20 protein-coding genes and 1 pseudogene are annotated in these 26,235 nt (G+C 64.1%); 9 read left to right on the forward strand and 12 right to left on the reverse strand.

Features of this window, described 5'->3' with window-relative positions; all coding sequences use genetic code 11:
- From F3J17_RS05900 to F3J17_RS05920, 5 genes and pseudogenes are all read left to right on the forward strand, one after another.
- Positions 1 to 986: pseudogene (locus F3J17_RS05900) on the forward strand (NAD(P)H-quinone oxidoreductase).
- Between the two features lie 234 nt (positions 987 to 1,220).
- Positions 1,221 to 2,540 (forward strand): dicarboxylate/amino acid:cation symporter, encoded by a 1,320-nt coding sequence (locus tag F3J17_RS05905; protein WP_167054834.1) that lies wholly within the window; start codon positions 1,221 to 1,223, stop codon positions 2,538 to 2,540.
- A gap of 1,131 nt (positions 2,541 to 3,671) precedes the next feature.
- Positions 3,672 to 4,754, forward strand: coding sequence for an aromatic ring-hydroxylating dioxygenase subunit alpha (locus tag F3J17_RS05910; protein ID WP_167054836.1), 1,083 nt, complete (start codon positions 3,672 to 3,674; stop codon positions 4,752 to 4,754).
- Entirely contained in the window at positions 4,744 to 5,964 is a 1,221-nt protein-coding gene (locus tag F3J17_RS05915) for a 3-oxoacyl-[acyl-carrier-protein] synthase III C-terminal domain-containing protein (RefSeq protein WP_240160819.1), read from the forward strand. The genes F3J17_RS05910 and F3J17_RS05915 overlap by 11 nt, the downstream gene beginning before the upstream one ends.
- Positions 5,965 to 5,989: 25 nt before the next feature.
- Entirely contained in the window at positions 5,990 to 8,602 is a 2,613-nt protein-coding gene (locus F3J17_RS05920) for a hybrid sensor histidine kinase/response regulator (protein WP_167054838.1), read from the forward strand.
- On the opposite strand, the gene F3J17_RS05925 is transcribed toward F3J17_RS05920, so the two are convergent.
- From F3J17_RS05925 to F3J17_RS36450, 7 genes are all read right to left on the reverse strand, one after another.
- Positions 8,545 to 9,750, reverse strand: a complete 1,206-nt coding sequence (locus F3J17_RS05925) for a hybrid sensor histidine kinase/response regulator (RefSeq protein WP_167054840.1) — start codon at positions 9,748 to 9,750, stop codon at positions 8,545 to 8,547. The genes F3J17_RS05920 and F3J17_RS05925 overlap by 58 nt on opposite strands.
- A 247-nt stretch (positions 9,751 to 9,997) precedes the next feature.
- Positions 9,998 to 10,474 (reverse strand): PRC-barrel domain-containing protein, encoded by a 477-nt coding sequence (locus tag F3J17_RS05930; RefSeq protein WP_240160820.1) that lies wholly within the window; start codon positions 10,472 to 10,474, stop codon positions 9,998 to 10,000.
- Between the two features lie 124 nt (positions 10,475 to 10,598).
- Positions 10,599 to 10,832, reverse strand: a complete 234-nt coding sequence (locus F3J17_RS05935) for a hypothetical protein (protein ID WP_167054548.1) — start codon at positions 10,830 to 10,832, stop codon at positions 10,599 to 10,601.
- A gap of 81 nt (positions 10,833 to 10,913) precedes the next feature.
- The gene (motB, locus tag F3J17_RS05940; RefSeq protein ID WP_167054842.1) at positions 10,914 to 11,942 is read right to left on the reverse strand and encodes a flagellar motor protein MotB; all 1,029 of its coding nucleotides are present in this window, start codon (positions 11,940 to 11,942) and stop codon (positions 10,914 to 10,916) included.
- 60 nt (positions 11,943 to 12,002) lie between these two features.
- Complete coding sequence (gene motA / locus F3J17_RS05945) at positions 12,003 to 12,872, reverse strand: flagellar motor stator protein MotA (RefSeq protein WP_167054844.1); 870 nt, start codon at positions 12,870 to 12,872, stop codon at positions 12,003 to 12,005.
- A gap of 46 nt (positions 12,873 to 12,918) precedes the next feature.
- Positions 12,919 to 13,122, reverse strand: coding sequence for a hypothetical protein (locus F3J17_RS05950; protein WP_167054846.1), 204 nt, complete (start codon positions 13,120 to 13,122; stop codon positions 12,919 to 12,921).
- 268 nt (positions 13,123 to 13,390) lie between these two features.
- Positions 13,391 to 13,522 (reverse strand): hypothetical protein, encoded by a 132-nt coding sequence (locus tag F3J17_RS36450; protein ID WP_275692892.1) that lies wholly within the window; start codon positions 13,520 to 13,522, stop codon positions 13,391 to 13,393.
- A gap of 21 nt (positions 13,523 to 13,543) precedes the next feature.
- Here F3J17_RS36450 and F3J17_RS05955 point away from each other — a divergent pair, with 21 nt between their 5' ends.
- The 4 genes from F3J17_RS05955 to F3J17_RS05970 all read left to right on the forward strand — a co-directional run bounded on the left by F3J17_RS05955 (position 13,544) and on the right by F3J17_RS05970 (position 18,596).
- Positions 13,544 to 15,451: a diguanylate cyclase gene (locus tag F3J17_RS05955; protein WP_167054857.1), complete on the forward strand. Its 1,908-nt coding sequence runs from the start codon at positions 13,544 to 13,546 to the stop codon at positions 15,449 to 15,451.
- 328 nt (positions 15,452 to 15,779) lie between these two features.
- Positions 15,780 to 16,436: a biliverdin-producing heme oxygenase gene (locus F3J17_RS05960; RefSeq protein ID WP_345891141.1), complete on the forward strand. Its 657-nt coding sequence runs from the start codon at positions 15,780 to 15,782 to the stop codon at positions 16,434 to 16,436.
- A 32-nt stretch (positions 16,437 to 16,468) separates the two neighbouring features.
- Positions 16,469 to 18,151 carry an ATP-binding protein gene (locus F3J17_RS05965; RefSeq protein WP_167054861.1) on the forward strand — a complete coding sequence of 561 codons (1,683 nt, stop codon included), beginning with the start codon at positions 16,469 to 16,471 and terminating at the stop codon, positions 18,149 to 18,151.
- Between the two features lie 73 nt (positions 18,152 to 18,224).
- A complete protein-coding gene (locus F3J17_RS05970; protein WP_167054863.1) occupies positions 18,225 to 18,596 on the forward strand; it encodes a nucleotide pyrophosphohydrolase in 372 nt (123 codons plus the stop codon).
- A 53-nt stretch (positions 18,597 to 18,649) separates the two neighbouring features.
- Here F3J17_RS05970 and F3J17_RS05975 read toward each other — a convergent pair whose 3' ends face one another.
- The 5 genes from F3J17_RS05975 to F3J17_RS05995 form a co-directional block, all read right to left on the reverse strand.
- Positions 18,650 to 19,087 carry a response regulator gene (locus F3J17_RS05975; protein WP_167054865.1) on the reverse strand — a complete coding sequence of 146 codons (438 nt, stop codon included), beginning with the start codon at positions 19,085 to 19,087 and terminating at the stop codon, positions 18,650 to 18,652.
- A gap of 55 nt (positions 19,088 to 19,142) precedes the next feature.
- On the reverse strand, positions 19,143 to 21,563 hold the full coding sequence (locus F3J17_RS05980; protein ID WP_167054867.1) for an ATP-binding protein: 2,421 nt from the start codon (positions 21,561 to 21,563) through the stop codon (positions 19,143 to 19,145).
- A 134-nt stretch (positions 21,564 to 21,697) separates the two neighbouring features.
- Positions 21,698 to 23,878, reverse strand: coding sequence for a glycogen debranching protein GlgX (glgX, locus tag F3J17_RS05985; protein ID WP_167054869.1), 2,181 nt, complete (start codon positions 23,876 to 23,878; stop codon positions 21,698 to 21,700).
- Positions 23,879 to 23,944: 66 nt separating this feature from the next.
- On the reverse strand, positions 23,945 to 25,519 hold the full coding sequence (gene glgA, locus F3J17_RS05990; protein WP_167055539.1) for a glycogen synthase GlgA: 1,575 nt from the start codon (positions 25,517 to 25,519) through the stop codon (positions 23,945 to 23,947).
- 364 nt (positions 25,520 to 25,883) lie between these two features.
- Positions 25,884 to 26,204: an antibiotic biosynthesis monooxygenase gene (locus tag F3J17_RS05995; RefSeq protein ID WP_167054870.1), complete on the reverse strand. Its 321-nt coding sequence runs from the start codon at positions 26,202 to 26,204 to the stop codon at positions 25,884 to 25,886.
- Between the last annotated feature and the right edge of the window lie 31 nt (positions 26,205 to 26,235).

The raw sequence follows: 26,235 nt of genomic DNA on the forward strand, positions 1-26,235 counted from the left end.
ATGAAAGCCATCACCTTCAACGAATTCGGCGACGCCGATGTTCTCAAGCTCGCCGACGCTCCCGACCCGGAGCTGCGCCCCGACGACCTGCTCGTCCGTGTGCACGCAGCAGGCGTGAACCGCGCTGACCTCACGCATCGACGTGGCGGTTACGGCCGGCCGAATTTCGGCGACTCGACCATCATGGGCTGGAAATCGCGGGTGAAGTGCTGGAAGTCGGCGCCTCGGCCGAAGGCTATAAGGTTGGCGACCGCGTGATGGGCGTGGTCGGCGGAGGCGCATACGCCGAACTCGCGCGCATCGACTGGCGCATGGCGATGCCGATTCCGGCGCAGCTCGATTACGTGCACGCGGCGGCCATCCCCGAAGTGTTTGTTACGGCGCACGAAGCGATGATGCATCTCGGACGCCTCAAGCAAGGAGATTCCGTGCTCATTCACGCGGCGGCGGGTGGCGTGGGTTCTGCTGCGGTCCAGCTCGCATATGCGACGGGCGCGACCGTGTTCGCAACCGCAGAGGCATCGAAGCTCGAACGCGTGGTTCAACTCGGCGCCGACCATGCTATCGACTACCGCACGCAGGATTTTGCAGCGGTCGTGGCGCAGAAGACAGAAGGGCGGGGCGTCGATGTTGTGATTGACTTCGTGGGTGAGCCGTATTTTGCGCGCAATATCGCATCGCTCGCGCATGGGGGACGGCTTGTGCAGGTCGGGATTCTAGGTGGCGGTGGGCAGGTGAGTGTCGACCTTGAGACGATTCTGTATCGCCACATCCAGATTATCGGTACGGTCATGAAGTCGCGTGCACAGGCTGAAAAACACGCCATGGTGCGACGGTTCCGCGAGCACTGGCTCAATCGGTTCACCGGCGGCCGGCGCCTCGAACCGGTTGTCGACAGCACCTATCCTCTGGCTCGCGCCGCAGATGCCCACCGACGCATGGAGTCGGCGGTAAATGTGGGGAAAATCATTCTGACGACGAGTTGAACTGCGGCGGCAGGCTGCCGGATTCGTTCCGACCTGGGAGGCTGAAACTCGTCGAGTTTCAGCCTCCTCGCTGGCGATTGAAGCTCGCATCCTGGGCAAAACCCGGTCTCTAATCCTCCTCGACCAGGGTTTTTGGCGAATTGCAACACTTGATGCGAAGAAGTAGAGTATCGCAACAATTGGTTTACGGTCGGAATGTAGGGCCGCATAAGTCGGCCGAGGAGAAAAGACGCAATGAAACGCTTGAAGCTGACGACCTGGATCGTCATCGGTATGGTGCTGGGGATTGCCACGGGTTACGCCTGCCATCGCGCGATTGGCGATGCGCAGACGCTCAAGTCCGTCGCCGACGCGTTCGGCCTTGTCACCGATCTTTTCCTGCGGCTCATCAAGATGATCGTCGCGCCGCTTGTGTTCACGACCCTGGTGGTGGGCGTGGGCAAGATGGGCGATGCGAAGGCGGTCGGGCGCATCGGCGTGCGAACGATTGGCTGGTTCCTGGGCGCAACCTTTGTTTCGCTGCTGCTTGGTGCGCTGGTGGCGAACTGGCTTCAGCCGGGCGCGGGCCTGCATCTGCCGCTGCCCGACGCGCACGCGGCGACCGGCATTCAGGCGGGCTCGATTTCGCTCAAGGAGTTCATCACCCATCTGGTGCCCAAGAGCGTCGTGCAGGCAATGGCCGAGAACGAGATCTTGCAGATCGTTGTGTTCGCAGCGTTCTTCAGCCTTGGCATCATCGCGATTGGCGAGCCGGCGCAGGGCATCGTCGCACTGCTGGAGCAGATTTCGGCGGTCATGTTCAAGGTCACGGGCTACGTGATGGCGTTCGCGCCGGTGGCCGTGTTCGCGGCGCTCGCGCACGTGGTCGCCGTTCAAGGATTAGGCGTACTACTCAGTTACGGCGCCTTCATGGGCGTGTTTATCGGCGCACTGGTGTTGTTGTGGTGCGCGATTGTCGGCGCGGGTGGTCTGGTGCTGGGCGGCCGCGTGTTCGGCCTCGTGCGCGCCGTGCGTTTGCCGATGCTGCTGGCATTCAGCACGGCAAGCAGTGAATCGGCCTACCCGAAACTGCTGGAGCAACTCGAACGCAGTGGCGTGCCGCGTCGTATTTCGAGCTTCGTACTGCCGCTGGGCTACTCGTTCAATCTCGACGGGTCGATGATCTATTGCACGTTTGCCACGCTCTTTATCGCGCAGGCTTATGGCATCCATCTCTCGTTCATGCAGCAGGCCACCATGCTGGCCATCCTGATGCTCACGAGCAAGGGCATGGCGGCGGTGCCGAAGGCTTCGCTGGTGGTGATCGCGGCCACGCTCGGTCAATTCAATATTCCCGAAGCGGGCCTGCTGCTGATCATGGGCGTGGATACCTTCCTCGACATGGGGCGCACGGCGACCAACGTGCTGGGCAATAGCGTGGCCGCGGCGGTGGTGACGAAGTGGGAAGGTCAGCTTGGCGCGGTGATGAGCGACGATGAATACGAAGCGCTAATCTACGAACGCGAGCGTGCAAGCGATAAAGGCAATGCCAGCGGAGAACGCGCGCTGGCTTGATCGCCGGGAGATGGCGCCGCGTCGAAGGGAGGGCGCCCGTACTGCCAGTACTGACGGTTTCGCTCTCCCGATCAACACCACACGACGCGGTCATACGCCACGGTACGGCGGTACACATTCTTGCCGCGCCAGCTCGAAAATTCCATGTAGGCGCATTCGAGCACCAGAATCCAGTTTGTTACGCGCATTGCCATCCCCATAGTTGGTTTGAATGCAGAGCCAGTCTAGGGCCGCGTGATGCGAGGCGAAGCCTCGAGCAGGCGCGGTTTGACCGCTCAATTCAGGCATTCGTACCGAAGGCGCCAAGCTTCGGTGAAGTTCTTACCGTGTTGCACCGCAACTTCGGTGCCTGGTCCTCGCTGCGCAAGCCTTTATGGTCGTTCCGTCCCTTTGCCGATGCGGTGCTTTAGCACTTAAGCGTTGTGCGTTGGCGGGCATTCACAAAAGGCGGCCGATGGCAGCGAATTCCTGACGGTTTTCAAGGCTGCAACCATCATCGTTGCGTTCGCGCCAAGGTTCCGTGCGCTTGCGGACGTTGCTACGCAACATTCCCATTTCTCGTTGCGCGCGCACCCGATGCACTGTCGATTTCCGCGCAAGGTTGGCGGTTAAACGCGAATCTCGCACCTAAAAAGTGCGGGTCATCGTGCCCTTATCCGTCAAGATCGCCGCGTTTTCGGCCAGAGCCATCTCGCAGCGAAAACTAGCCGTTATGCTTCGCTTCATCACATTCCCTTCATTGCATTAAACGCTCCTGCCGCGGGTGCGAATGTGTGTCGCGTCACATGACTTTTCTGGCGCATTTTTTCTTCCATTGCCTTACCGGCAAACGCGGCGCAAGCGCCGTTTATTCCGCATTCAGTCGATGCGCGCGTCGCCCGCGCGCTCGCGTGTGGTCCCGAGATGGCTTCCCCCGCCGTCTCGCTCTTCGCCTGCCGTGTCCGCGAGGGACGGCAGGCTTTTTTCTGGTGCATGACTTTTGCGGTGTGTTTGCCTTGCGCGCGAAGATGTCCTGCGGCAAGCGCGCGTATTAGACTGGCGCGACACGCTAGTGGGGCGCAATCGGCTCCTTGCTGGTGCGTATTCGACTGTCCTTTGTACGTTAGTCACGCGCATTCCTGCACATAGTTCATGCTCAAGAATCTCTGGTACGTAGTGGCCGCCTCGGCCGATCTGCGCGATGCGCTGTTACCTGTCACGGTGCTCGGTCATCGCTTCGTCGCGTATCGCGACGCGGCGGGCGCTGCGCGCGTGCTGTCCGATATCTGCGTGCATCGCGGCGCATCGCTGAGCGCGGGGCGCCGCGTCAACGGCGAGGTCCAATGCCCGTATCACGGCTGGCGTTACGGCGGCGACGGCGTCTGCACGCACATTCCCGCGCAACCTGACGCGCGCGTGCCGGCCAAAGCGCGTGTGGACGGCTATCCCGTCATCGAGCGGCACGGCTGGGTGTGGGCGTTTCTCGGCGATCTGCCCGAGGTCGAACGGCCGCCGCTGCCCGCGCTTGCCTGGGCTGACGATCCCCATGTGCGCGTGATTCACGGCACCTTCGACTGGCGCGCGAACTGGGAGCGCATCGTCGAAAACGGGCTGGATTTCGCGCACGCGCCGTTCGTGCATGGCAGTTCGTTCGGCGCGCCCGATCGTCCCGAAATCGACAGCGTGGAAGTGCGCAGCGCCGACGCCTGGAGCGCGCACGCGCAACTCGTCATGCGCCGCCCGGTGCGCAAGGGACTGCTGCGTCGCACCCCAACGGGCGAGCACGTCGACGTCATCACGCAGACCGGCTTTCACCTGAGCGGCCCCTGCGCGACGCTCGAACTCATGCTCGGCAACGGCTGGCGGATTTTCATCGCATCGGCGCACGTGCCGGTGGATGCGCTGCATACGCGTACGTACTGGATGATGGGCCGCACGTTCCTGAAGCAGGCGATCTTCGACGGGCGGTTCCGGCAGCGCAATCTGCGCATCTTCGCCGAGGACCATGCAGTGCTGGAACGCATTCGACCCGAGTGCGTTCCGGAGGGCTGGCAGAGCGAGGTATCGGTGAAGTCGGACGCCTTGCAGATTGCGTTCCGGCAACGCGTGCGGGCGCTGGAGGAACGCGGCTGGCTGGTCGGCGAGGCGGCGCAGGATGGCGTGCGCCGCGAAGTGAAGGTGATTGCCTGTCCCGCACGGCGTGAGGTGGCGTCCTGGGCGCTGGATGCATGCTGAAGGCTTTCTTCGCCATGGAAAGTTTTACCTGGGCGAAGAAAAAGAAAATCGTGATACACGGTGGGGGCGCTTTTTGCCTGGCTGCAACGCGGCGGTCAGGACCGGTCGGGACCAGGCCGGGCGAAAGGCGCATGCAGTGCTACTCATCCATCACGCTTTTCACGGGACTTACATGCTTATCAAGAACGTAGCCGTCAGCCTGCCTTCGAAAGTCGTTACCAACGAAGAGGTCATTGAAATGATCCGCTCGCATTCGGGGGGATTCGATGGCGAGATCGATCGCAGTCTGCGGACCATAAAAACATTGCTGGACCGTAGCGGCCTGGTGACGCGACGCTGGTGCGAAAGCCACGAATCGCCGATCGACCATGTCGCCATGGCAACCCGCAAGGCGCTTTCGGAAAGCTATCTGCGCCCCGAACATATCGAGCTGTTTATCTTCGTGGGTATTGGCCGCGGCTTTCTCGAACCGGGCAATAGCCACATGATGGCCAGCGCGCTGGGCTTCGTGAATGCCGAATGTTTCGACGTGGTCGACGCATGCATGAGCTGGACCCGCGCGATGTCGCTGGTCGACAGCCTGTTCAAGGCGGGCCAATACCGCAACGCCCTGATCGTGAATGCCGAATTCAATATGCTCGCTGGCGGCCCGCTGTACCCGTCGAACTTCGCCTTGAAGAATCACGCGCAGATCGAATACACGCTACCATCCTTCACGATTGGGGAAGCCGCCACCGCCACGCTGGTCGTACCCAAAGAGCCCGACAACTTCGAGTTCGTATTTCGCGGCAAGCCCGCCGCAGCCGACTTCTGCACGATTCCGATTCACGGCTACGAGGGCTATTGCCACCCAACCGAACGAGTCGGCCGTAATGGCGATATGCGCTTTACATCGTATGGCCATGAGCTGCACAAGAACTCGGATGAAATCACTGAAGTATTCGGCAAGCTCTCGGTGCCGAAATCGGAGATCGATATCGTTTTCACGCATGCCTCGTCGAAAGCCGCATGGCATGGCTATGGCGTGAAAGCCGGGATCGAGGACAAGATGTTCCACATCTATCCGGAGACCGGTAATCTTGTATCTGCGTCGATTCCCGCCGCTCTGGCGATGGCGAAAGACAGCGGCAGACTCAAGCGCGGCGACCGGGCCGCATGCTGGGTTGGTAGCGCAGGCATGTCGTTCAACGTGAGCAGCTTCAGGTTCTAAGGCAGCAAAACAAGAAGAGAGTGAGATGAGAGCCATTGCAGGGGGCGCCCGCCTGGTGATGCAGCGGATCCGCGACGCTTATCACGTCTCGGACTACAGCGTGCTTGCCGTCGGCGTGATTGGAACATTCGGACACCCGCTTTACTGGGTCTGGTGGACCTTTATCGATCCGCAGCCGAACGAGAGCGCGCTGATGCGCCTGATCGGTTCGCTTGCGAGCCTGCTCCTGCTATTGCGCCGCTTCTGGCCGGCTTCGCTCAAACGCTTCCTGCCCTGGTATTACTTCGGAACGGTGGCGTATTCGCTGCCGTTCTTCTTCACGTATTACCTGCTTGCCGGTCATTACTCGATGCTCTGGTCGATGGCCGAACTGGGCATGGTTTTTTTCCTGATTGCGATCTTCCCTTCGTATATCGCCTTGACGGTCAATCTGGCCATCGGCATAGGGTTAGCAATCGTTTGCATCGCAGTGGTCGATCCGTCGGCGCTGCAGGTGGATTCGCATCTGCTGCTTTACGTTTATCTGCCGGTGTTCGCCTTCGGCATCTGCGCGGGCATCACCTTCAGCCATAGCAATATGAAGGGCATTACCGCGCAGGCGAAAAGCGAGGCGCTGCGCGCGCTGGCGGGCACCATCGCGCACGAGATGCGCAACCCGCTGAGCCAGTTGCGTTACGTGCTCGATCGTATCGACGATGGGCTCTCGGGCATGGACGCGTCGCGCGACTCGCCAGCGCAGACCTCAGGCAATATGGCGTCGCTTTCGCAGCATCTCGCGCATGGCCAGATCGCCATCGACCGCGGGCTGCGCATCATCGCCATGACGCTCGACGAAGTGAGCGCCAAACCACTGCGCGCCGACAAGGTCAGCTATCTGAGTGCCGCCGCGACCACGCGCAAGGCGCTCGACGAATATGGTTTCAACGATGCCAAAGAGCGCGGCCGCGTTTCGCTGGTCGTGATCGAGGATTTTATTTTCGGCGTGGATGAAACGGTTTATCTGTTCACGCTGTTCAACCTGATTCGCAACGCCTTGCACCACATGAGCACGCGTAAAACGGCGAAGCTGACGATTACCGTGGATCAGCACGTCGTGACCGTGCATGACACCGGGCCGGGCATCGCGCCCGAAGCCATGGCGCATCTCTTCGCGCCGTTCCGCACGCACGGCAACGCGGCCGGTACGGGGCTGGGCCTGGCGTATTGCCAGCGCGCAATGCGCTCGTTCGGCGGCACCATTACGTGCGAATCGGAAGTCGATAAATTCACGCAGTTCACGCTGTCGTTTCCGCCGATTGCCGAAAGCAAGGTGGCGGATCAGCGCCAGCAGGTGCTCGCGCGCGCAGCGGAGTTTTTCGCGGGCAAGCGCGTGCTGATCGTCGATGACGACGAGAGCCAGCGCTCGCGCGCCGCGCTGGCGTTCACGGGCGTGCATGCGCTCGTGAGCGAAGCCGAAAGCGGCGAAGCGGCGATTGCGATGTTGCAGGAAGGCCCGACGATCGACCTCGTCATCATGGATATCAACATGCCGGGCATCGACGGCTACACGGCCACCGAGGCGATCCGCGAGGGCGGTCACGAGACCAACGCCAATGTGCCCATCGTCGCGTGGTCGGTCGAACCGCCGGGCGTCGCCGCCATGCTGGCGCGCAACGCGGGCATGGACGACATGATCAGCAAATCCAGCAGCGCAATCGAATTCCTCACCTCGCTGCAGTCGATCATGGAAAGCGGCGCGCGCAACAGCAAACGTGCGCGCTTCGACGGCTTCGCGGGCCGTCTGATCGTGCTCGCCGACGACGATACCTATAGCCGTTTGATCGCCAAGAGCTACCTGGAACGCTGCGGCGCGGAAGTGCTGGAAGCGGAACACGGCCAGCAGGTGCTCGACCTGCTGAAGACCGGCAGGACGGTGGATGCGGTCGTGGTCGACCTGAATATGCCGGGGATGGGCGGGCTGGAAACGGCGCGTCTGATCCGCAAGATGGAGGGCGCACATGCGAAGCTGCCGATTGTCGCGCTCACCGGTCAGTCCGATGTCGATGCCTTGCGCGCCTGTCTCGCGGCGGGCATGAACGAAGTGATGGTCAAGCCGGTGCGGGTGGGGGCGCTTTACGCCAGCCTCTCGCGACAGTTCGCGCACACGCGCGGGACCAGTGGGCGGGCCAGGACCAGTGCGCCGCAGCCGCCCGTGGCGCGGAAGGCGGCGAACGCGCCGAAAGCACCTTCGGCGCCCATCGCCGAAGCCGCCCAGGTTGCGGACGAGGATCTGCTCGACGCCCTGCAACTGGACGAACTGGCCTCGCTTGGCTTGCTCGACCCGAGCTTTCTCAAAGGCATCGCGCAGATTCGCACGCTGATCGGCGAAATCGGCACCCACGCCCGCGCGCAGGATGGCCGCGCGCTGCACCACTCGATGCACATTCTGCTGGGCGTGAGCGGGAATATCGGTGCGAAGGCCTTGCACAGCTTCGCGCGGCGGCTCTATCCGGAGATGCAGGAAGGCAGCGTGCCGACGGAAGCGGGCTGGCTGGAAGCGCTCACCACGCTGGGAACCCGCTCGGCGGATGCGTTGCAGGCTTACTTCGTGGTGGTGACGGGATTCGGCGACTCGCGGCGCTCGTTCGCGGACGATTGAAGCGGCTCGGCGGCTGCCACTGTTGCGGCTGCGGCGGGCGCATTGTGTTCGCCGAAGCTCATGGTCACGGTGGTGCCTTCGCCCCAGGTCGATTCGATCTTCAGGCCGCCGCGCAGGGAGCGCATGACGCGATTGCAGAAGATCATCCCCATGCCGTGGCCGCCGTCCTGCGCGTGCGTGGTCACGGGGTCGCGCAGCAGGCGCGCCTGGACCTCGGGCGGGATGCCCGTGCCGTTGTCGTGCACGCGGATTTCCGGTGCCGACCCGCCGACGATCTCGATACGCAACGCCGGAGCAGCGGTATGCGCCAGCGCGCGCAACGCATTGGCGAGCAGCGAGGACAGCACCAGCACCACGCAATTGGGCATGGAGTGCACGACGAAGTCCGACTTGAGATCCACGCTGATCCAGTCGCGTTGCGAGGCGGAGAACGGCCAGCTGTCGAGCAGCGCAGAAACCAGTTTGGTGGCGGTGGCGTCGCGCCCGCTTTCCGGCGCGAGCGACGCGGTGCTCGAACTCTTGTTGAGCGTGTCCCAGAACGACGAAATCAGCGCCATGCAGTACTGCGCGTTATTCAGCATCAGCGTGGCGGCCTGCGCGATGTCGGCCTGACTCGTGGGCGCATTCAGATCGGCGACATTGTTCTGGACGTTGCCCGCGAACAGCGCAATGGTGGCAAGCGGCGTATTCAGTTCGTGAGCGAGAAACGCCAGCGTCTCGTTCATCGCCAGCAGGCGTTGCTGATGCGCTTCGCGCTCGCCGTGTCGGGATAGCGCTTCGCGCACCACGCCGCGAATCGCGCTCACGCGCAGCGGCTTCTCCAGCACGCGGAACACATTCCCCGAATTCACGGTTTGCAGCAGCATGTCCTTGTCCGCATAGGCGGTCACCAGAATGCCGACGATATGCGGATAGCGCTTCGCCGCTTCGCCGAGCAGGCTCGCGCCGTCGTCGGTGGGCATGCGGAAATCGGTGACGAGCACGGCGATTTCCGCGTGATGGCGCGCGAGAATCGCCATGGCTTCTTCGGCGTTGCGTGCGAGATGGACAGGCCAGGTGCCATCGATTGCCCGCTCGAAATGGACGCGCGACAGCTCGTCGTCGTCGACGAACAGAATGGAGAGCGGCGCAGCGGAAGGCTGGGTCATCGTGGTCCCGGTCGATGAGCGTTTGTCATTGATGGCTCGCGGGGCCCGTGCCTTACTCATGGTGTTCTCGTGCGCATCACCTATGCGTGGCGAGTCGGATGGAGGCGGACGGGCGGGCGAGCCTGCTATTGAGTGGAATGATAGCCTGGCGAACGCCAGACCCTCGCTCAAAGACAAGCCATGCCGCCTCAAACGGGGCGGCATGGCGGACCCTTCTTTACAGCTTTACAGCATGGGACGATGCAAATTAATGATGGCCCAGATCGTCGCGCGGGGCCACGACGGGATCGACGCCCTCCCAATACGGCTCGCTGCCGTAATAAGCGTGGACCGTGCTGCCCCATTTGGCGTCGGCCATCGACGGCCACTGATCCTTATCGAAACCTGGCGCACTGCGCACGCGTTCCGCCGACACATTCAGCAGGAAGCACTTGCGGCTCGTGTCGAGCGTGAGCGCATTCCAGGGAATGGCCAGCAGCTTGTCGCCGATGCCGAGAAAGCCGCCGCTCGACATCACCACATAAGCGATACGACCGCTTTGCACGTCGAGCATGATGTCCTTGACCTTGCCGATTTCTTCGCCATCCGAACTAAGGATCTTGTCGCTATCCAGCGTGCTGGCGGCCATCACATCGGGGCCGGGACCGGCAGCCGTGGATGCGCCCTTGCCGACGATGCGCGCGCCATTGCCGGTAGGCATGGGATTGGGTGTAAAGGTAGGCATGACCGTCTCCTTGCGTGAGGCACTCCGTTGGGTTCGGCCGGACCTGGCGGCCCGGCCGTCGTGCCTTCTGTAGCGCAATGTGCGTGCCGCAAGGAGGGGCGGCGACGCAGCGTGAGAGCGAGGGTCAGCCGACCGGCGTTTCGCCCTCGCCGGATTGCTTGCCCGGACGGTCCGCGGGCGATTGCTTGCGATCTTCGTCGTGACGTTCAGGCATCTTGCTACGCGCGTCGTCGTTATGCTGCGCGGTTTTCGGGTGACGCATCGCTTCTTCGTGCGCCCTGGTTTCGCTGCTCTTTTCTTCTTCTGGCTGCGTGTTTTGCGGCTTTTGCTCGCTTTGCTGCCCGGTGTTCGCGTTCATGGCATCGCTCCCTCTGAAGTCCACCGGATTGGCCCGGTCGATGCCATTCAGCTCCGCAAGGACTGCGCCCGCCCGATGGCGTCATGAGGCCGTGCCGGCCTTCGCGCCTGGCGCGGCGCTGGTGCCCACGGTGATGCCGGCGTTCGGGGCAGTGGTTTTGATGGGGTTCGCGGCCGTGTTCGGAGCCGGCGCAATCGGCGTCTGACCTGAACCCGCGCCCGCAGTGAGATGTCCCGCGTTCTGGAAGAACGCCCGCTCCGCCGCCTTGTTCATCACCAGAATGCTGATGCGCCGGTTCAGCGCGCTATCGGAGTCGCCTTTATCGAGCGGCAAAACATCCGCCAGACCGCGCACCTGCAGCAAGCGGTCTTCACGCAGATGTCCGGCCACCAGCGCGCGCCGCGCCGCATTGGCGCGCTCGCTCGACAATTCCCAGTTCGAATAGCCTGCCAGTCCGCCCGAATACGGCACCGAATCCGTATGACCGGCAATCGACACGCCGCTGTCCACGTCGTTCAGCGCGCTGCCGATCTCGACGAGAATCGCGTAAGCGTAGTCCTCCAGCTTCGCGCTGCCGGTCGCGAACATCGGCCGCTTGAGCGAATCGACGACTTCGATACGCAGGCCCTCGTCGGTGATGGTGACGCGGATCTGGTCCTTGAACGCGCTCAGTGCGGGCTTTTGCTCGATCAGCGCCGAAAGCCGCGCCTTGAGTTCCGCGAGGCGCGCCTTGTCGGCGCTCTCGCCGGGCGCAAGCGAGACGGCGCGCGTGGCCGCAGGCTGCGCGTTCGCGCCGCCCACGGCGGGCAGCTTGTTCGACAGATCGTGGCCGCCGCCGTTGATGATGCTCGGGCTGGGATTCGCCGAATTGGGCTTGCCGCCCAGCATGCTCGAAAGCGGCGTGTTGAAGTACTTTTCGATGCCGTCGCGGTCGTATTGCGAAGTCGATCCCAGCAGCCACATCAGCAGGAAGAACGCCATCATCGCCGTGACGAAGTCGGCGTAGGCGATCTTCCATGCGCCGCCGTGATGGGCGTCGTGACCGCCTTTCTTCACGCGGCGCACGATGACCGGGGGCTTGCTGCTCTGGCTGTCCTGCGCGCCTGCCATGTCGTTCTCCTGAACTTCCTGTTTTGCCGCCTGAGGCGGTATTCGATCAGATATCGGGGCCTAGGCGGCCTTGGGCGACTTGGTCGCACGCACGGTTTCGTCGAGTTCCTTGAAGCTCGGGCGATCCGCCGTGAAGAGCACCTTGCGGCCGAATTCCACCGCCACGGGCGGCGCATAGCCCGCCAGCGAGGCCAGCAGCACGGCCTTGACGCACTGGAACGGCTTGGAGGCGGCGCGGCCCTTGGCGTTGAGCAGATCGGCGATCGGGCCGACAAAGCCGTACGCCAGCAGAATGCCGAGGAAGGTGCCTACCAGCGCCCCGGCGATCATCTCTCCGAGCACGGCGGGCGGCTGGCCCACCGAACCCATCGTATGCACCACGCCCATCACGGCCGCCACGATGCCAAAGGCGGGCAGGCCGTCAGCCATCTTCTGGATCGCGTTGGGCGCGACCGAGACTTCCGAGTGGTGCGTCTCCAGTTCCTCGTCCATCAGATCCTGCATTTCGATGGGGTTCACGTTGCCGCTCGACATCATGCGCAGGTAGTCGACGATAAAGTCGAGCAGATGATGATCGGCCAGCACGCGCTCGTATTTCTGGAACAGCGGGCTGCTTTCGGGCGCTTCGATATCGGCTTCGAGCGCCATCATGCCTTCCTTGCGCGCCTTCTGAAGCAGCTCATAAAGCAGGGCGATCAGTTCGAGATACTGCGCCTTGGTATAGCCGCCGCCCTTGAAACAGGTGGGCAACGCCTTGAGCGTCTTGCCCAGCGTTGCGCGCGGATTACTCACCACGAACGCGCCCAGCGCTGCGCCAAAAATGCATAGCAGTTCGAACGGTTGCACGAGTGCGGGCAAATGACCGCCCACGCCCACGAAACTTCCGATCACCGATCCGAGGACCACGATCCAGCCGATTGCGACGAACATGATGTTTCCTTGTTTTCCCGTGAATCAAACAGAGAAGCGGCGCGTCTCAGGCGCGGCGCGTGCGATGGCGCGCCAGCAGGCGGCGCGTCGCAAAGTTGGTGGCGGCGCCCGCATGACGTGCGCACAGCACGCCAGCGCGACGGGCGCGCGGCGCTGCACTGGCAGCGCGCGGCCGGCTGCCCGCAAGACGGGCGGCGCTGGCAAACGGATGGCGAAGAGTAATTTTTACTGCCTGTTCGGGTGTTTTCATGATGCTTTTGCTAAAGAACCGTGGCCTGCTTTACGGCGGCGCATCATATTGCTGAAGCCATTCGAAAGATTTTTTTGCAGGGAGCGATGCGGAATTTTTTGCAGCTTAATTCGGTATCCGAATAAATTGGCTGCGTCTTGGAGAGCGCAAAAGTGTCTGAAATCAAGGCTCCGTCAGGGCGCGATCCGACCAAACGCGACGACGCTCGACTGCCGTCAATCGCACGCTCGTGCGCTTATTAAAACGTTTGCGCGCGCGATGAGGGTTTTCAGCTAAGTGCGACGCCTGGGGTAAAAATTGCCTGAAAGATGCCGTAAACAAGAGCAAGGCGAGGAGCAACATTGCGCAGCGCCTCATGATGAACTCCCGCGCGCAGCGCATCGCGCGCCGATTCCGCCATGATTAGGGCCTGGATCACCGAATGATTACTGCACCGCTTCCGCTCGACGAGGACCTGCGCCTGCGCGCGCTCAAACGTCTGGATATTCTCGATTCCGAGCCGGAAGAAGCGTTCGACCGCGTCGCCAGACTCGCCGCGCGGGCGTTCGGCGTACCGATCGTGCTGGTGTCGCTGGTCGACGAAGACCGGCAGTGGTTCAAGTCGCATCACGGCCTGGCGGCCTGCGAGACGCCGCGCAGCATGTCGTTCTGCGCGCATGCGGTGCTCAGCAAACGCATGCTGGTGGTGGAAGATTCGCTCGACGACGAGCGCTTTCTCGACAATCCGCTCGTGCTGGGCGCGCCCTTTATCCGCTTCTATGCGGGTTCGCCGCTGCGGCTCGCGGACGGTCAGGTGATCGGCACGCTTTGCCTTATCGACACGCAGCCGCGCAGTTTCGAAGCGGGCGACGCGCAGGCGCTGGCCGAATACGCCGAGCTGATCGAGCGCGAACTCGAAGTGCGCCGCCAGTTGATCCGCTCGCGCACGGCGCATGAGCGCGACCGCCGCTCGCTCGCGATCAGCGAGGCCCGCTTCACGACCGTCTTCAAGGAAACGCCGATCGGCAATGCGCTGGTCGCGCTCGACGGGCGCTTTCTCGAAGTCAATCCTACTTTCACCGAAATCACCGGCTACGACGAAGCGACGCTGCGCAAGCTGACTTTCGCCGAGGTCACGCACCCGGCCGATGTCGCCTCCGATGTCGCGCTCGCGGCGGAACTGGTGGCCGGCAAGCAGACCACTTACACGACCGAAAAGCGCTACGTGCGCCCGGACGGCACGGCGATCTGGGTGAATCTGGCGGTGACGCTGCTGCGCGACGCCACCGGCGTGCCGCTGCATTTCATCGCCGCGGTGCAGGACATCGACAGCCGCAAGAAAAGCGAAGAGGCGCTGCGCAACTATCACGTCGAACTGGAAGAGCGCGTGCGCGAGCGCACCACCGAACTGCGGCGCAGCCGCGACGCCTTGCAGACCATCACGGACAACTTGCCCGTGCTGATTGCCGCGGTGGATCGCGATCTGCGCTATCAGTTCAACAACGAAACCTTCAAGCGCGTGCTGGCGAAACCTTCGGCGGTGCTGCGGGGCGTAAGCATTCGCGACACGCTGCGCCCCGAACTGTTCGAGCAGTTGCAGCCGCTGTTCACGCGCGCGCTCGCGGGCGAACGCGTGACCTGCAACGAGGTGCGCTATCGCGCGGACGAAGAACGCGTCTGGTGCACCACCTATATTCCCGCCGAGCGCGAAGGCAAGGTGACGGGCTTCTACGTCGTCTCTCACGATGTCACCGAACAGCGCCGCACCGAACGCGAGCTGCGCGAAAACGCGCTGATCGACCCGCTCACGGGGCTGGCGAACCGGCGCGCGCTTGAAGAAGAATTGCGGGCGACGCTAGCCGAAGCAAGCCCGTTTGCCCTGTCCTTTATCGATCTCGACGGATTCAAGGGCATCAACGACCGCTATGGGCACGATACCGGCGACGCGCTGCTGCGCGAGGTGGCGCAGCGGCTCACGTCGACGGTGCGCGCGGGCGATTTCGTGAGCCGTCTGGGCGGCGACGAGTTCGTAGTGGTGAGCCGTGGCGTGAACGAGGCGGCAAGTGTTGCAAGTGCGGCGTCGAATGCGGCATCGAGCGCGGCGTCGAGTGCGGAGCGCATCGCCCAGGCGGTCTGCCAGGCGCTCGCGCGGCCTTTCGTGGCGGGCGGCCAGGTGATCGAATGCAGCGCGAGCGTGGGCGTGGCGCTGCATGGCGCGGATGAGGGCGGCGTGCGGCCCGACGAACCGCTGGCGCTGGCCGATGCCGCGATGTACGAGGCCAAGCGCGCGGGGCGCAATACCTGGCGGCTGGCGCGTCAAGCTTCGCGCGCGGCGGTCGCTGCACAGTAGCGGCCGGCTCCTGGCAGGTGTGACAACCCGGACGCAAGGTCCGGGAACGGAATCTGCTGCTACCCGCCGCAATGGTCTGATCGCGGCTTTGCAGCAGGTTTAGCCGACGCGGCAGCGCAAATTTCGCTTGCCGCCGTGCGTAATTCCCGCCTGGACGCGATAATGCCCTGATTCCGCGAGTCGTCGCTGAGCAGAGCGCACCGTTCGCCTTTATCTGCATCGACAATGCAAACCGGACCAGAGAAACGCGTCGCGCGCCATGAGTGCGCGCTCGCGGCCCTGTTTTAACGCACGTACGTTTGCACGTTTGCCTACCCGGACCCGACCCGTGACCGCACTTCGATCCGCAGCCGAATCCTCGTTCGTCGACGTCCTCGGCGCTTTGCGCCTTGCCACCGCGTCGCGCCACGAGAGCGCCGAGCGCGCCATGCCGCTCGCCGTCGCCACTCCTACTCTCGTCGATTACCAGCAGCATCTGCGGGTGTTGCACGCCTGGCTCGCACCGCTCGACGCCTGGTTGCAGCGGTTCTCCGATGGCCCGCAGGACCCCGCTTTGTTGCCGCCACTGGCGCGTCTGGCGCTGATCGAGCGCGATCTCGCGCATCCGGCCTTGCAGGCGATGCAGGGCATGGACGGCGCGCCTGCCGTTGCGGCATCGCAGCCGCTCGCGCCACTCGAAGCCGGCGCGGCGTGGCGCTGGGGCGCCTGCTATGTCGTCGAAGGCTCGCAACTGGGCGGCGCGGTCCTGCTGCGCCGCTACGCGGGTGCGTTCGCGCCGCATCCGCTCGACTATCTGAGCGGCGACGGTAACGCGCCCGGCCCGCGCTGGCATGCCTTTGTCGCGGCGATGCGCCATGCGGTGCATACGCCGCGCGACGTCGATCTCGCCTGTGCGGGCGCGCGCGCCGCGTTCGACCGACTGATCGCACTGCTGCCTGCGTCCGCACCCGCCGAGGTCGCTGCGGCGCGCGCCGTCACGGCCTGAGCGCTGGCGGCGCTAGTCTCATCGGCGACATCATGTACGAGCCTTTGTCAGACCTGCCGGCTTCCGGAGCCGCTGCTTCGGGCGAACCCGCGCCCGGCGTCGACGTCGGCGAAATTTTCGAGGCGCTGCCCGACGCCTGGCTGGTGCTGGACGCCGACATGCAGGTGGTGGCCGCGAATCGCGCCTATCTCGCGCTGGTGTCGAGCGATCGCGCCGCCGTGGTCGGGCGTTCCATCTACGAGATCAACCAGGCGGGCTCGGCGGCGCAGCGCGAGGCGCGGCGTTTGTGGCTCGACACGATGCTGGGCGACGGCGTGCCCGGCGAAAGCCGCCTCGGGCCGCCGATCCGTTACGACCTTGCCGACGGCGACGCCGGCCCGCTGGTGCCGCGCTACTGGCAGGCGCGCGTCACGCTGATGGGCACCGGGCGCGGCGAGCGTCTCTACGGCCTGTGCGTGCACGACATCACCGAGCGCATGGAGGACGAGGCGCGCGAACAACGCGAGCGCGCCAAGCTGCGCTCACAGGCGCGTCTGCGCCAGGTGCTGATGGAAGAGGCCAACGAACAGTTGCGTCTGCAACAGGAACAGTTGCAGCACGCGCTGGCGTTCGCGCGCGTCGGCGCGTGGGAACTGCAAACGCAGACCGGCATGTTCACCTGCAACGACCAGTTCAAGATGCTGCTGGGTTTGCCGGCTGCGGCGACCATCACCGAATCGAGATTATTCGGAGAGCTGATCGATGTGGAGTATCGCGAGCGCGTGCGTTACGCCTTCGACGCCGCGCGTTTCGCCGACGCACCCGTTGAAGTCGACTTCCGTGTGACCTGGCCCAACCGCGAACGGCGCTGGGTGCTGCTGCGCGCGGCGCGTCCGCGTGGCGGCGATGCGTCGGGTGCCGACGCGGGTAGTGCGTCGTCCATCATCGGTCTGGCGCTCGATATCTCCATGCGCAAGGAATCGGAGCTGGAGCATCAGGCGGCGGCCGTGGCCGAACGCGCCGCGCGCGAGCGCAGCGAAGAGGCCACGCGCGCCATGGATCATTTCGTTGCCGCTGTGAGTCACGAATTGCGTTCGCCGCTGGGCGCGATCCAGTCGTGGGCGACACTGTTGCAACGTTCCGGCGACCTCGCGCATATGGCGCGCGCGGGCACAGTGATCGAGCGTAACGCGCGCCAGCTTGCGCTGATGGTCGACGATCTGCTCGATAGCGGCGCGATCGCCACGGGCAAGCTCTCCATCGAGCTTGCGCCTGTCGATCTGGGCGCGCTGGCGGGCAATATCGCCGAAGACATGCGCATGCGCATCGAGGAAAAGGGCGTGCGCCTCGTCGCCGATGAGCTGGATTCGTGCATCGTCATGGCCGACGAAAAACGCCTGCGCCAGGTGATCTGGAATCTCATGACCAATGCGCTCAAGTTCAGCGAGGCAGGCGAGATTGTCGTAAGCGTGCGCGCCACTCGCGCGGCCTCGGGGCAGGCGGGTGCGGCGCAATTGAGCGTGCGCGATTCGGGACGCGGTATCGCGCCCGATGTGCTGGAGCGCATTTTCGAGCGCTTTTATCAGGCGAACGGCAGTGGGCGCGCGTCGGGTCTGGGGCTCGGTCTATGGCTCGCGCGCAGCATCGTGCGCCTGCATGGCGGCTCGATCTGGGCCGAAAGCGCAGGCGAAGGACAGGGCGCGACCTTTCACGTGAGCCTGCCGCGTTATCGATAGGGCCGCGGGTAGGACTGCGGATAGGGCCGCGCGCTGACGCTACAATCCGGTCATTGCCCTCACGCAGATTGCCATGACCGATTCCTCTAAAACTACGCCGCTCGACGCGCTGATGCAGCAAGTGCTCGCGTTTCGCGAAGCGCGCGACTGGCAGCAGTTTCATACGCTTCGCAACCTGATCGTCTCGACCAGCATCGAGGCGGGCGAATTGCTCGAAACGATCCAGTGGAAAGACGATGCGCAGATCGCCGCGATGCTCGCTGACGCGCAAGGTCGCGCGCACCTCGAACAGGAATGTGCCGATGTCTTTATTTATCTGCTGCTGGTGGCGCACACGGCGGGTTTCGATCTCGTGAAGGCGGCCGCCGACAAGGTGCGCGTGAACGAGACGCGCTATCCCGTCGACAAGGCGCGCGGCAATGCCAGAAAACACAGCGAGCTTTGACACGCGTGGGGCCGGTTTGTCGACCGTTTAGCGGCTGAATTTATCGGCTGCTTCTATCGGCTATACGGCGGCGGCTCGTTGAGCACGGCCCAGAACACGCCCAGATCGTTGATCGCATCCATGAAGTCGTCGAACTCCACGGGCTTCACCACATAGGCGTTCACGCCCAGATCGTAGCTGCGCAGCAGGTCTTTTTCCTCGCGCGACGACGTCAGCATGACAATCGGCACGCGCCGCAGCCGTTCGTCTTCGCGTACGACCTTGAGGACTTCGTGACCGTCGAGCTTGGGCAGCTTCTTGTCGAGCAGGATCACGGCGGGGTTTTCATCGGGGCGATCGGCCCATTGGCCTTCGCGACGCAGATAATCGAGCGCTTCCGCGCCGTCACGCAAGGCCACCACGGGATTCGCGAGCCGGGCCTTTTCGAGCGCGATCAACGTCAGCTCGATATCGTTGGGATTGTCTTCCACCAGCAAGATGGGTCTTAACACGACGCTTTCCTTCCTCTACCGCGCACAGGCGCGTAAAAACATAAAGTCCTGAACATCATTCGGGTTTGCGCACATTCCTGAACGGCTGCGTATCGGGCGACACCGAGGCCAGACGCGCTACGGCCGCTGCGGCCGATTCGCCATTGAGCGCGCCATTCTGCGCAGACGGCACTGCGGGGGCGCGTGGAATCGCGAACGAGACCGTTGTGCCCACATCGAGTTTGCCGTCGGCCCATGCCTGGCCGCCGTGACGCTCGACAATGCGCTTGACGCTCGCGAGGCCAATGCCCGTGCCTTCGAAATCCTCGAAGCGATGCAGACGCTGGAACACGCCGAACAGCTTGCCGACGTAGCGCGCGTCGAAACCCACGCCGTTATCGCGCACGAACACGATATCGTGGTCTGCCAGCGGCGTGTCGGTTTCGCCAGCGTGGCAGCCGATTTCGATTATCGCAGGGTCGTCCGCATTCGCGTGGTTGCGCGTGAACTTCACCGCGTTGTCGATCAGATTGCGCAGCACCACATGCATCAGCACCGGGTCTACCGTGAGTGCGAGCAACGGATCGACGCGCCATTCGATCACGCGTTGCGGGTGATCGCGCCGCTGATCCGCCACGAGTTCGCCCACGAGCCGGTTCATATCCACGCGCTGCTTGTGGAGCGCGGCGCGGCCCATCTGCGAGAACGCCAGCAGATCGTCCACGAGCTTGCCGCCAAAGCGCGCCGAATCCGCAATGCGTTCGACAAAATGCTTGCCGCGCGTCGAAAGATTCGCGCCTTCGTTTTGCGCGAGCAGATCGGCGAATCCGGCGATATGACGCAGCGGCGCGCGCAGATCGTGCGAGACCGTGTATGAAAAACCTTCGAGCTCTTCGTTCGCGCGGCCGAGTTCGAGCGCGAGTTGCGCGAGTTCTTCGGCGCGGCGCAACACGATGTCGAGCAGCGCGGCGCGAAACTCCAGCGCGATTTCCTGCTCGGCGGGATGCCAGGACAGCGAGCGCTCGCGCACCACCTCGGTCCAGACCTCGAAACTCGCACGCGGCGACAGCGAACTGGCCTGTGTGGCCAGTTTCTCGCGCGGATTGCCTGCCCATTTCAGTGCGCGCACAACTTCCGGGCGGAACCAGATCACGTAATTGCGAAAGAGTCGCGAGATCGATAGCGCGAGCATGCCGGCGGCGTCATGATGAAAGGGCATGCCTGCCGCATCGGCGAACTGGTCGGCGGCAATGATCTCGCCGCTCTGGCCGTCGAGCCAGGTGAGGATCTGCTCGATCTGCGCGGTGTCGGGCGTCGTGCCGACCGTGACGATGCGCCCGTCGAATACGATGGCCGCGCCCGCCGCGTTGGCGAGGCCCAATAGATCGAGCGGTTCGTCGCAGAGCGCGCTCACGAAATGCTCGCTGTTGGCCATGGCCGCGAGCAGGCGCGAGAGACGACGTCGCAGTTCGAGCCGGTATTCGGCCTGGGTGCGGTCCTCGCGCGCTTCGATCTGCAGCGACAGCATCTGCGCAATGTGCTCGCAGGCGGCGCGTACCTCGAAGGCGGGCAGGCGCGCGCTGGCGTGATGGCAGGAAATCAGGCCCCAGAGCCGCCCGCGCACCACGATCGACATCGACATGGACGACCACGTGCCCATGTTCTTCATGTACTGCACATGCACCGGCGAAACGCTGCGCAGCGACGCCCACGTGAGATCGGTCGGGCGGCCCGTGGCCGGATGCAGCGGGGGAACCAGCGGCACGCTCGCGTAATCGGCGTCGGCGATCAGGCGGATGCGGTTGTGCACATAAAGCGCGCGCGCCTGGGCCGGGATATCCGCAGCCGGAAAATGCTGGTCGAGATAGGAGGCGTAATCCGGGTCGATGGCCTCGGCGATCACGTGACCGTTGCCGTCGTCGTCGAAGCTATAGACCAGCGTGCGGCCGAAGCCGGTGATGCGCTTGACCTCGGTGGCGGCCAGCTGTGCGAGGTCGTCGACGCTCGCGCTTTCCTGCAGGCCGCGCAAGAACGTGCGCACGAGCGGATAGAGCGACGAGAACACGTCGGCGGTCCCCAGCGCGGGTTCGAGCTCGACAATGGAGACGCCGTTGTAGCGATGCACGACGATGGCGAGCGGCGGGTGAGTGGCGGCGGCGCCAGTTTCGTTCGCGATGCTCTCTGTGCCGCGCTTGTCGCGTGGATCGGCGATGGTGCCGACCAGACGCGGCGTGCCGTCCGAACCTGGCTCAGCGAGCGCGGCGAGCGTGGCCTGCGCTGCGTATTCACCGATCAGGCGCGCAAGCGGCTCGCCGAGCAGGGCGTTGGCGCGAGTGCCCGCGAGTGCGCCGGCATTCGCGCTCAACTGCACGATGCGGCCGTTTTCGTCGAGGCTGATCAGATACCCGTGCGGCTGGATGCTGCCGGGGATGTGGATCGGCTCGCTGGCACAGTCCATGTGTGAGGCCTGCGCGCTGGGCGGCGCCGGTTGGGTCATGAAGGCTCCGTGGGGGACGTTGCGAGGGCGCGTCCCGCAATGCTGGTGGGGTTGCGCACCGTGGCGGCGCGCGCGTCTGGAGGCGAGCAGCAATTTACGTGCCGCGATTTCGGAGCGCAGGTGAATGCCGTACCTCAACCCGTCAGATTCTCCTCCAGCCGCTCGAACACCCGTTGCGTCGCGCCGCGTGCATGCAGCGCGAACAGCAGCAGCGAGCGGCCCGTCACCTGATAGATATCGCCGGCTTCGAATTCCGGCAGCTCGTCGCGCACCGGCATATTGGTGTCGATCAGGCAACTCCATTGATCGTTGCCGGGCACCGACGGCAGCGTGAATTCCACCACGTCGTGATAGGCGTTGAGCACGATCAGCATGGTCGCATCCGAGGCGAGGCGCATGATGCCACTCGTCTGTGATCGCCCATCGATCAGCATGCCGAAGCATCGCATCTGCGCATCGCCCCATTGGTCGCCGGTGAGCGGCACGCCAGCGGGCGAGAGCCATTCGACGTCGGTGACGTCGAGCGTGGCGTTATGCTCGCCGGTGAGGAAGCGATTGCGGCGCAGCACCGGCAGCGCATGGCGCAACGTCGTGAGCTTGCGCACGAAATCGGCAAGCGCGTGGCCGTCTTCGTCGATGCCGTCCCAGTCGAACCAGCTGATCTCGTTGTCCTGGCAATAGGCGTTGTTATTGCCGCGCTGCGTGCGGCCAAACTCGTCGCCCGCAAGCAGCATCGGCGTGCCTTGAGAGAGTAGCAGCGTGGCCAGGAAGTTGCGCTTCTGCCGCTCGCGCAAGGCGCGGATGTCGGCGTTGTCGGTCGGGCCTTCCGCGCCGCAATTCCACGAGAGATTGTCCGAATGGCCGTCGCGGTTTTCTTCGCCATTGGCTTCGTTATGGCGCTCGTTGTACGAGACCAGATCGTGCAGCGTGAAGCCATCGTGCGCGGTGACGAAGTTCACGCTCGACCACGGCCTGCGTCCGCGCCGGTTGAATTTGTCGCCTGAACCGGCAAGCCGCGTCGCGAGATCGGCGGCCTGGCCTTCGTCGCCTTTCCACCAGCCGCGCACGGTGTCGCGGAAGCGGTCGTTCCATTCGGCCCATCCCGGCGGGAAGCCGCCTACCTGGTAGCCACCGGGGCCGCAGTCCCATGGCTCGGCGATCAGCTTCACGCTGGCGAGAATCGGGTCCTGGCGGCAACTGTCGAGAAAACCGCCGCCTTCGTCGAAGCCGTAAGGCTCGCGGCCCAGAATGGTGGCCAGATCGAAACGGAAGCCGTCGACGCCCATTTCGATCACCCAGTAACGCAGGCTGTCCGTCACCATCTGCAGCACGCGCGGATGCGAAAGGTTGAGCGTGTTGCCGGTGCCGGTGTCGTTGATGTGATAGCGCGGGTTATCGGCGACGAGGCGGTAATACGAGGCGTTGTCGATGCCGCGAAACGAAAGCGTCGGCCCCAGTTCGCTGCCCTCGGCGGTGTGGTTGTAGACCACGTCGAGGATCACTTCGAGCCCTGCCTGATGCAGGCGGTCCACCATGTTCTTGAATTCGTCGATCGAACCATGTTCGCCCACCGAATAGCGCGGATCGGGCGCGAAGAAGCCGATGGTGTTGTAGCCCCAGTAGTTGGTGAGGCCGCGCTCCAGCAGATACGAATCGTTCACGAAGGTATGCACGGGCATCAATTCGACCGAAGTTACGCCCAGCCCGCGTATGTAGTCGAGCACCTTCGAATTGGCCATGCCCGCGAAGGTGCCGCGCTCTTCTTCGGGCACATCGGGATGGCGGATCGTGTAGCCGCGAACGTGCGTTTCGTAGACGATCGCGCGTTCGCGCGACACGCGCTCGCGCAAGGGATGGTGCCAGCTGAAGGTCTGGTCGACTACGCGGCAGCGCGGCACGTAGCGCGCGCTGTCACGCGTGTCGAAGGAGAGATCGGCGTCGGGGCTGTCGAGTGTGTAGCCGAACACGGCAGGGTGCCACTTGAGCGCACCGACGTGCGCTTTGGCGTACGGGTCGAGCAGCAGTTTGTTGGGGTTGAAGCGATGGCCGGCGTCGGGTTCGTAAGGGCCGTGCACGCGGTAGCCATAGATCGCGCCCGGTTCGAGATCGGGCAGGAAGACGTGGAAAATCTCGTCGGTGTATTCGGGCAACTCGATGCGTTCGAGCTCGCGAAGGCCGGTCTTGTCGAACAGACAGAGCTCGACTTTGGTCGCGTTCGCTGAGAACAGCGCGAAATTCACACCACGCCCGGTCCAGGTTGCGCCATGCGGAAACGGCTGGCCTTCGGCGATGCGGGTAGCGGTCTTTTTGCTCATGGTTTCTCGCAGTGGCTGGATCGGGGCGTGTTGTGACAGTCTCGATCGGCGTGGATGCAGTGTGGTTCAGGCGCTGCGCCGTAGATCGGCGAGTGCGCGGCGGTGGCGTTGCGCCGTGCTCGTGCGGCGCGCCTGCGGAGCCGCATTCGCGTGTCGGGGTGCGCGTACGGGCGGCGCGTTTTGAACGCCGGCTAGCGCGCGATACAGATCGTGATAGCGCGCGGCGGGCGCGTCCCAGCTCGAATCGCGCTGCATCGCGTTGCGCTGGAGCACGCGCCACGCTTGAGGATGCGCGAAGGCATCGAAGGCGCGGCCGAGGGCGTGGAAGATGTCGCTCGCGCGTTCGCCGTCGAAGAGAAAGCCGGTGGCGTGCCCAACCGTGTGGGCGTGAGTGGATGGCGTGCAATCGGCGATGGTGTCCGCAAGGCCGCCCACGCGCGATGCGACCGGAATCGTGCCGTAACGCATCGCATAGAGTTGCGTGAGGCCGCACGGCTCGAAGCGGCTGGCGTGCAGCAGAATGTCCGCGCCCGCATGCAGGCGATGCGCGCGCGTTTCGTCATAGCCGATATGCACGCCCAGCCGTCCCGGCCACGCGGCGGCGAGCTTGCGCAGGGCCTCTTCGATGCCGGCGTCGCCCTGGCCAAGCACCGCGAACTGCACGCGCGGCCAGCGCGCGAGCGCGGCGGGTAGCGCCTCGCAGACCACATCGGCGAGCTTTTGTGTGCTCAGGCGGCTGCCGATGGCCACCAGCGGCGCAAACGGATCGATTTGCAGTCCATAGCTTTGCTGCAGCGCCTTCTTGCAGGCATGCTTACCGGCGAGATCGTCGGGGCCGTAGGGCTGGGCGATCAGGGCGTCATTCTGGGGATTCCAGAGCGCATCGTCGATGCCGTTCACGATGCCCGTGAGCTTGTGCGCATGCTCGGCCAGCACGCCTTCCATGCGGTTGCCGAAATGCGGCGTGAGGATCTCTCGCGCATAGCGCTCGCTCACCGCGTTCAGTCCGTCGGCATGGACGATGGCCGCTTTCATGAAACTGAGCGTGTCGTAGAACTCGATGCTGCGCGGCTCGCGCGGCGCGGGCGCCAGCAGTTCGGACGGGATGCCCGCATAAGGCGCGAGCCCAAGCGGATAGTTGCCCTGGAACGCGAGGTTGTGGATCGTGAACACGCTGCGCGCCGAAGCGCCTGCGAGCTTCATCAGGAGCGGCGTGAGGCCCGCATGCCAGTCGTGCGCATGCACGATGCGCGGGCGCTTCACGCCGCGCACGCCAATGGCGATGCGCGCCGCCGCCGCCGAGAGCGAGGCGAAGCGTGCGAAGTTGTCGATATAGTCGCGCCCGCCTTCGTCCTGATAGAGCCCGCTGCCGCGCCCGGCGAACAGATGGTCCATCTGCAGCAGCAGGACCGGTACGTCGGAATCCGGCATGGCGGCGCGCCACAGCCGGGCATCGCCGCCCGGCAGATCGCGGATATAGCCGAGCGGCGTGGGCGCGATCACGCGCTCGAACGCACACTCGTAGCCCGGCAACAGAATCGACACATCGACGCCGCGGCGGCGTAGCGCCATCGACTGCGAACTGACCATATCGCCGAGACCGCCGCTCTTGGCGAGCGGTGCGGCTTCGGCGGCGACCATCAAAACGTTGAGAACGTTGGGCGACAAGGTGACTCCCCCGGTGAGTGCAGGTGAAGAACGCTTGATGCAGACGATGCGGATGCGGGACAACGCGTGGGAGGCGAAGCGGGTGGCGCGGCAGCGGCCCGGCTTAGCCTCCCATGATGGTTAGCAAGGTCCGGGCCAGAGAGCGCGACGCAAGAGGCGATGCGAGAGGTGCGATGTTGCAGCGCGGCGAGACGCCTGTGGCGCAAGGCGTTCGCGGATTATGACGAAGCGGCGCAAGCGCCGCGCGTAGTGACGGGATGGAGTCGCGCGCCGCGCGCCGTGTAGGTTTGGCGTGGCGCGCGTGCAGTTTTCGCTACGGCGAAGAGTCAGTCGACGATCAACTGACGGTCTGGACGACCTCGAAGCCCTCGAATTCAGGATGGCTCAGATAAAGCGGACGGCTTTGCCCGGCGTTGCCGGCGTTACGGTGCGCGGCGCGGAAGGCGTCGGAGCGCGTCCAGGCCTCGAAGGCGGCGTGGTTCGCCCAGATCGTGTGGCTGGCGTAGAGCACGTGATCCTCGCGTTGCGGACCTTTGAGCAGATGAAACTCGACGAAGCCGGGCACTTCCTTGAGATGCGTGTCGCGGCTCGTCCAGACTTCCTCGAACGCGGCTTCCGAACCGAGGGCAACCTTGAAGCGATTCATGGCGATATACATGCGGCGATCCTGTTGGGTGCGGGTGGGATGG

The organism is Burkholderia sp. Ax-1719, from assembly GCF_011753055.1.
Classification (GTDB): Bacteria; Pseudomonadota; Gammaproteobacteria; order Burkholderiales; family Burkholderiaceae; genus Paraburkholderia.

What these genes read in the sequence shown, in the direction of transcription:
- F3J17_RS05905 (WP_167054834.1), top strand. Translation starts at nt 1,221, where the DNA reads ATGAAACGCTTGAAGCTGACGACCTGGATCGTCATCGGTATGGTGCTG.
- F3J17_RS05910 (WP_167054836.1), top strand. Translation starts at nt 3,672, where the DNA reads ATGCTCAAGAATCTCTGGTACGTAGTGGCCGCCTCGGCCGATCTGCGC.
- F3J17_RS05915 (WP_240160819.1), top strand. Translation starts at nt 4,744, where the DNA reads ATGCATGCTGAAGGCTTTCTTCGCCATGGAAAGTTTTACCTGGGCGAA.
- F3J17_RS05920 (WP_167054838.1), top strand. Translation starts at nt 5,990, where the DNA reads ATGAGAGCCATTGCAGGGGGCGCCCGCCTGGTGATGCAGCGGATCCGC.
- F3J17_RS05925 (WP_167054840.1), bottom strand. Translation starts at nt 9,750, where the DNA reads ATGACCCAGCCTTCCGCTGCGCCGCTCTCCATTCTGTTCGTCGACGAC.
- F3J17_RS05930 (WP_240160820.1), bottom strand. Translation starts at nt 10,474, where the DNA reads ATGCCTACCTTTACACCCAATCCCATGCCTACCGGCAATGGCGCGCGC.
- F3J17_RS05935 (WP_167054548.1), bottom strand. Translation starts at nt 10,832, where the DNA reads ATGAACGCGAACACCGGGCAGCAAAGCGAGCAAAAGCCGCAAAACACG.
- motB (WP_167054842.1), bottom strand. Translation starts at nt 11,942, where the DNA reads ATGGCAGGCGCGCAGGACAGCCAGAGCAGCAAGCCCCCGGTCATCGTG.
- motA (WP_167054844.1), bottom strand. Translation starts at nt 12,872, where the DNA reads ATGTTCGTCGCAATCGGCTGGATCGTGGTCCTCGGATCGGTGATCGGA.
- F3J17_RS05950 (WP_167054846.1), bottom strand. Translation starts at nt 13,122, where the DNA reads ATGAAAACACCCGAACAGGCAGTAAAAATTACTCTTCGCCATCCGTTT.
- F3J17_RS36450 (WP_275692892.1), bottom strand. Translation starts at nt 13,522, where the DNA reads ATGGCGGAATCGGCGCGCGATGCGCTGCGCGCGGGAGTTCATCATGAG.
- F3J17_RS05955 (WP_167054857.1), top strand. Translation starts at nt 13,544, where the DNA reads ATGATTACTGCACCGCTTCCGCTCGACGAGGACCTGCGCCTGCGCGCG.
- F3J17_RS05965 (WP_167054861.1), top strand. Translation starts at nt 16,469, where the DNA reads ATGTACGAGCCTTTGTCAGACCTGCCGGCTTCCGGAGCCGCTGCTTCG.
- F3J17_RS05970 (WP_167054863.1), top strand. Translation starts at nt 18,225, where the DNA reads ATGACCGATTCCTCTAAAACTACGCCGCTCGACGCGCTGATGCAGCAA.
- F3J17_RS05980 (WP_167054867.1), bottom strand. Translation starts at nt 21,563, where the DNA reads ATGACCCAACCGGCGCCGCCCAGCGCGCAGGCCTCACACATGGACTGT.
- glgX (WP_167054869.1), bottom strand. Translation starts at nt 23,878, where the DNA reads ATGAGCAAAAAGACCGCTACCCGCATCGCCGAAGGCCAGCCGTTTCCG.
- glgA (WP_167055539.1), bottom strand. Translation starts at nt 25,519, where the DNA reads ATGGTCGCCGCCGAAGCCGCACCGCTCGCCAAGAGCGGCGGTCTCGGC.
- F3J17_RS05995 (WP_167054870.1), bottom strand. Translation starts at nt 26,204, where the DNA reads ATGTATATCGCCATGAATCGCTTCAAGGTTGCCCTCGGTTCGGAAGCC.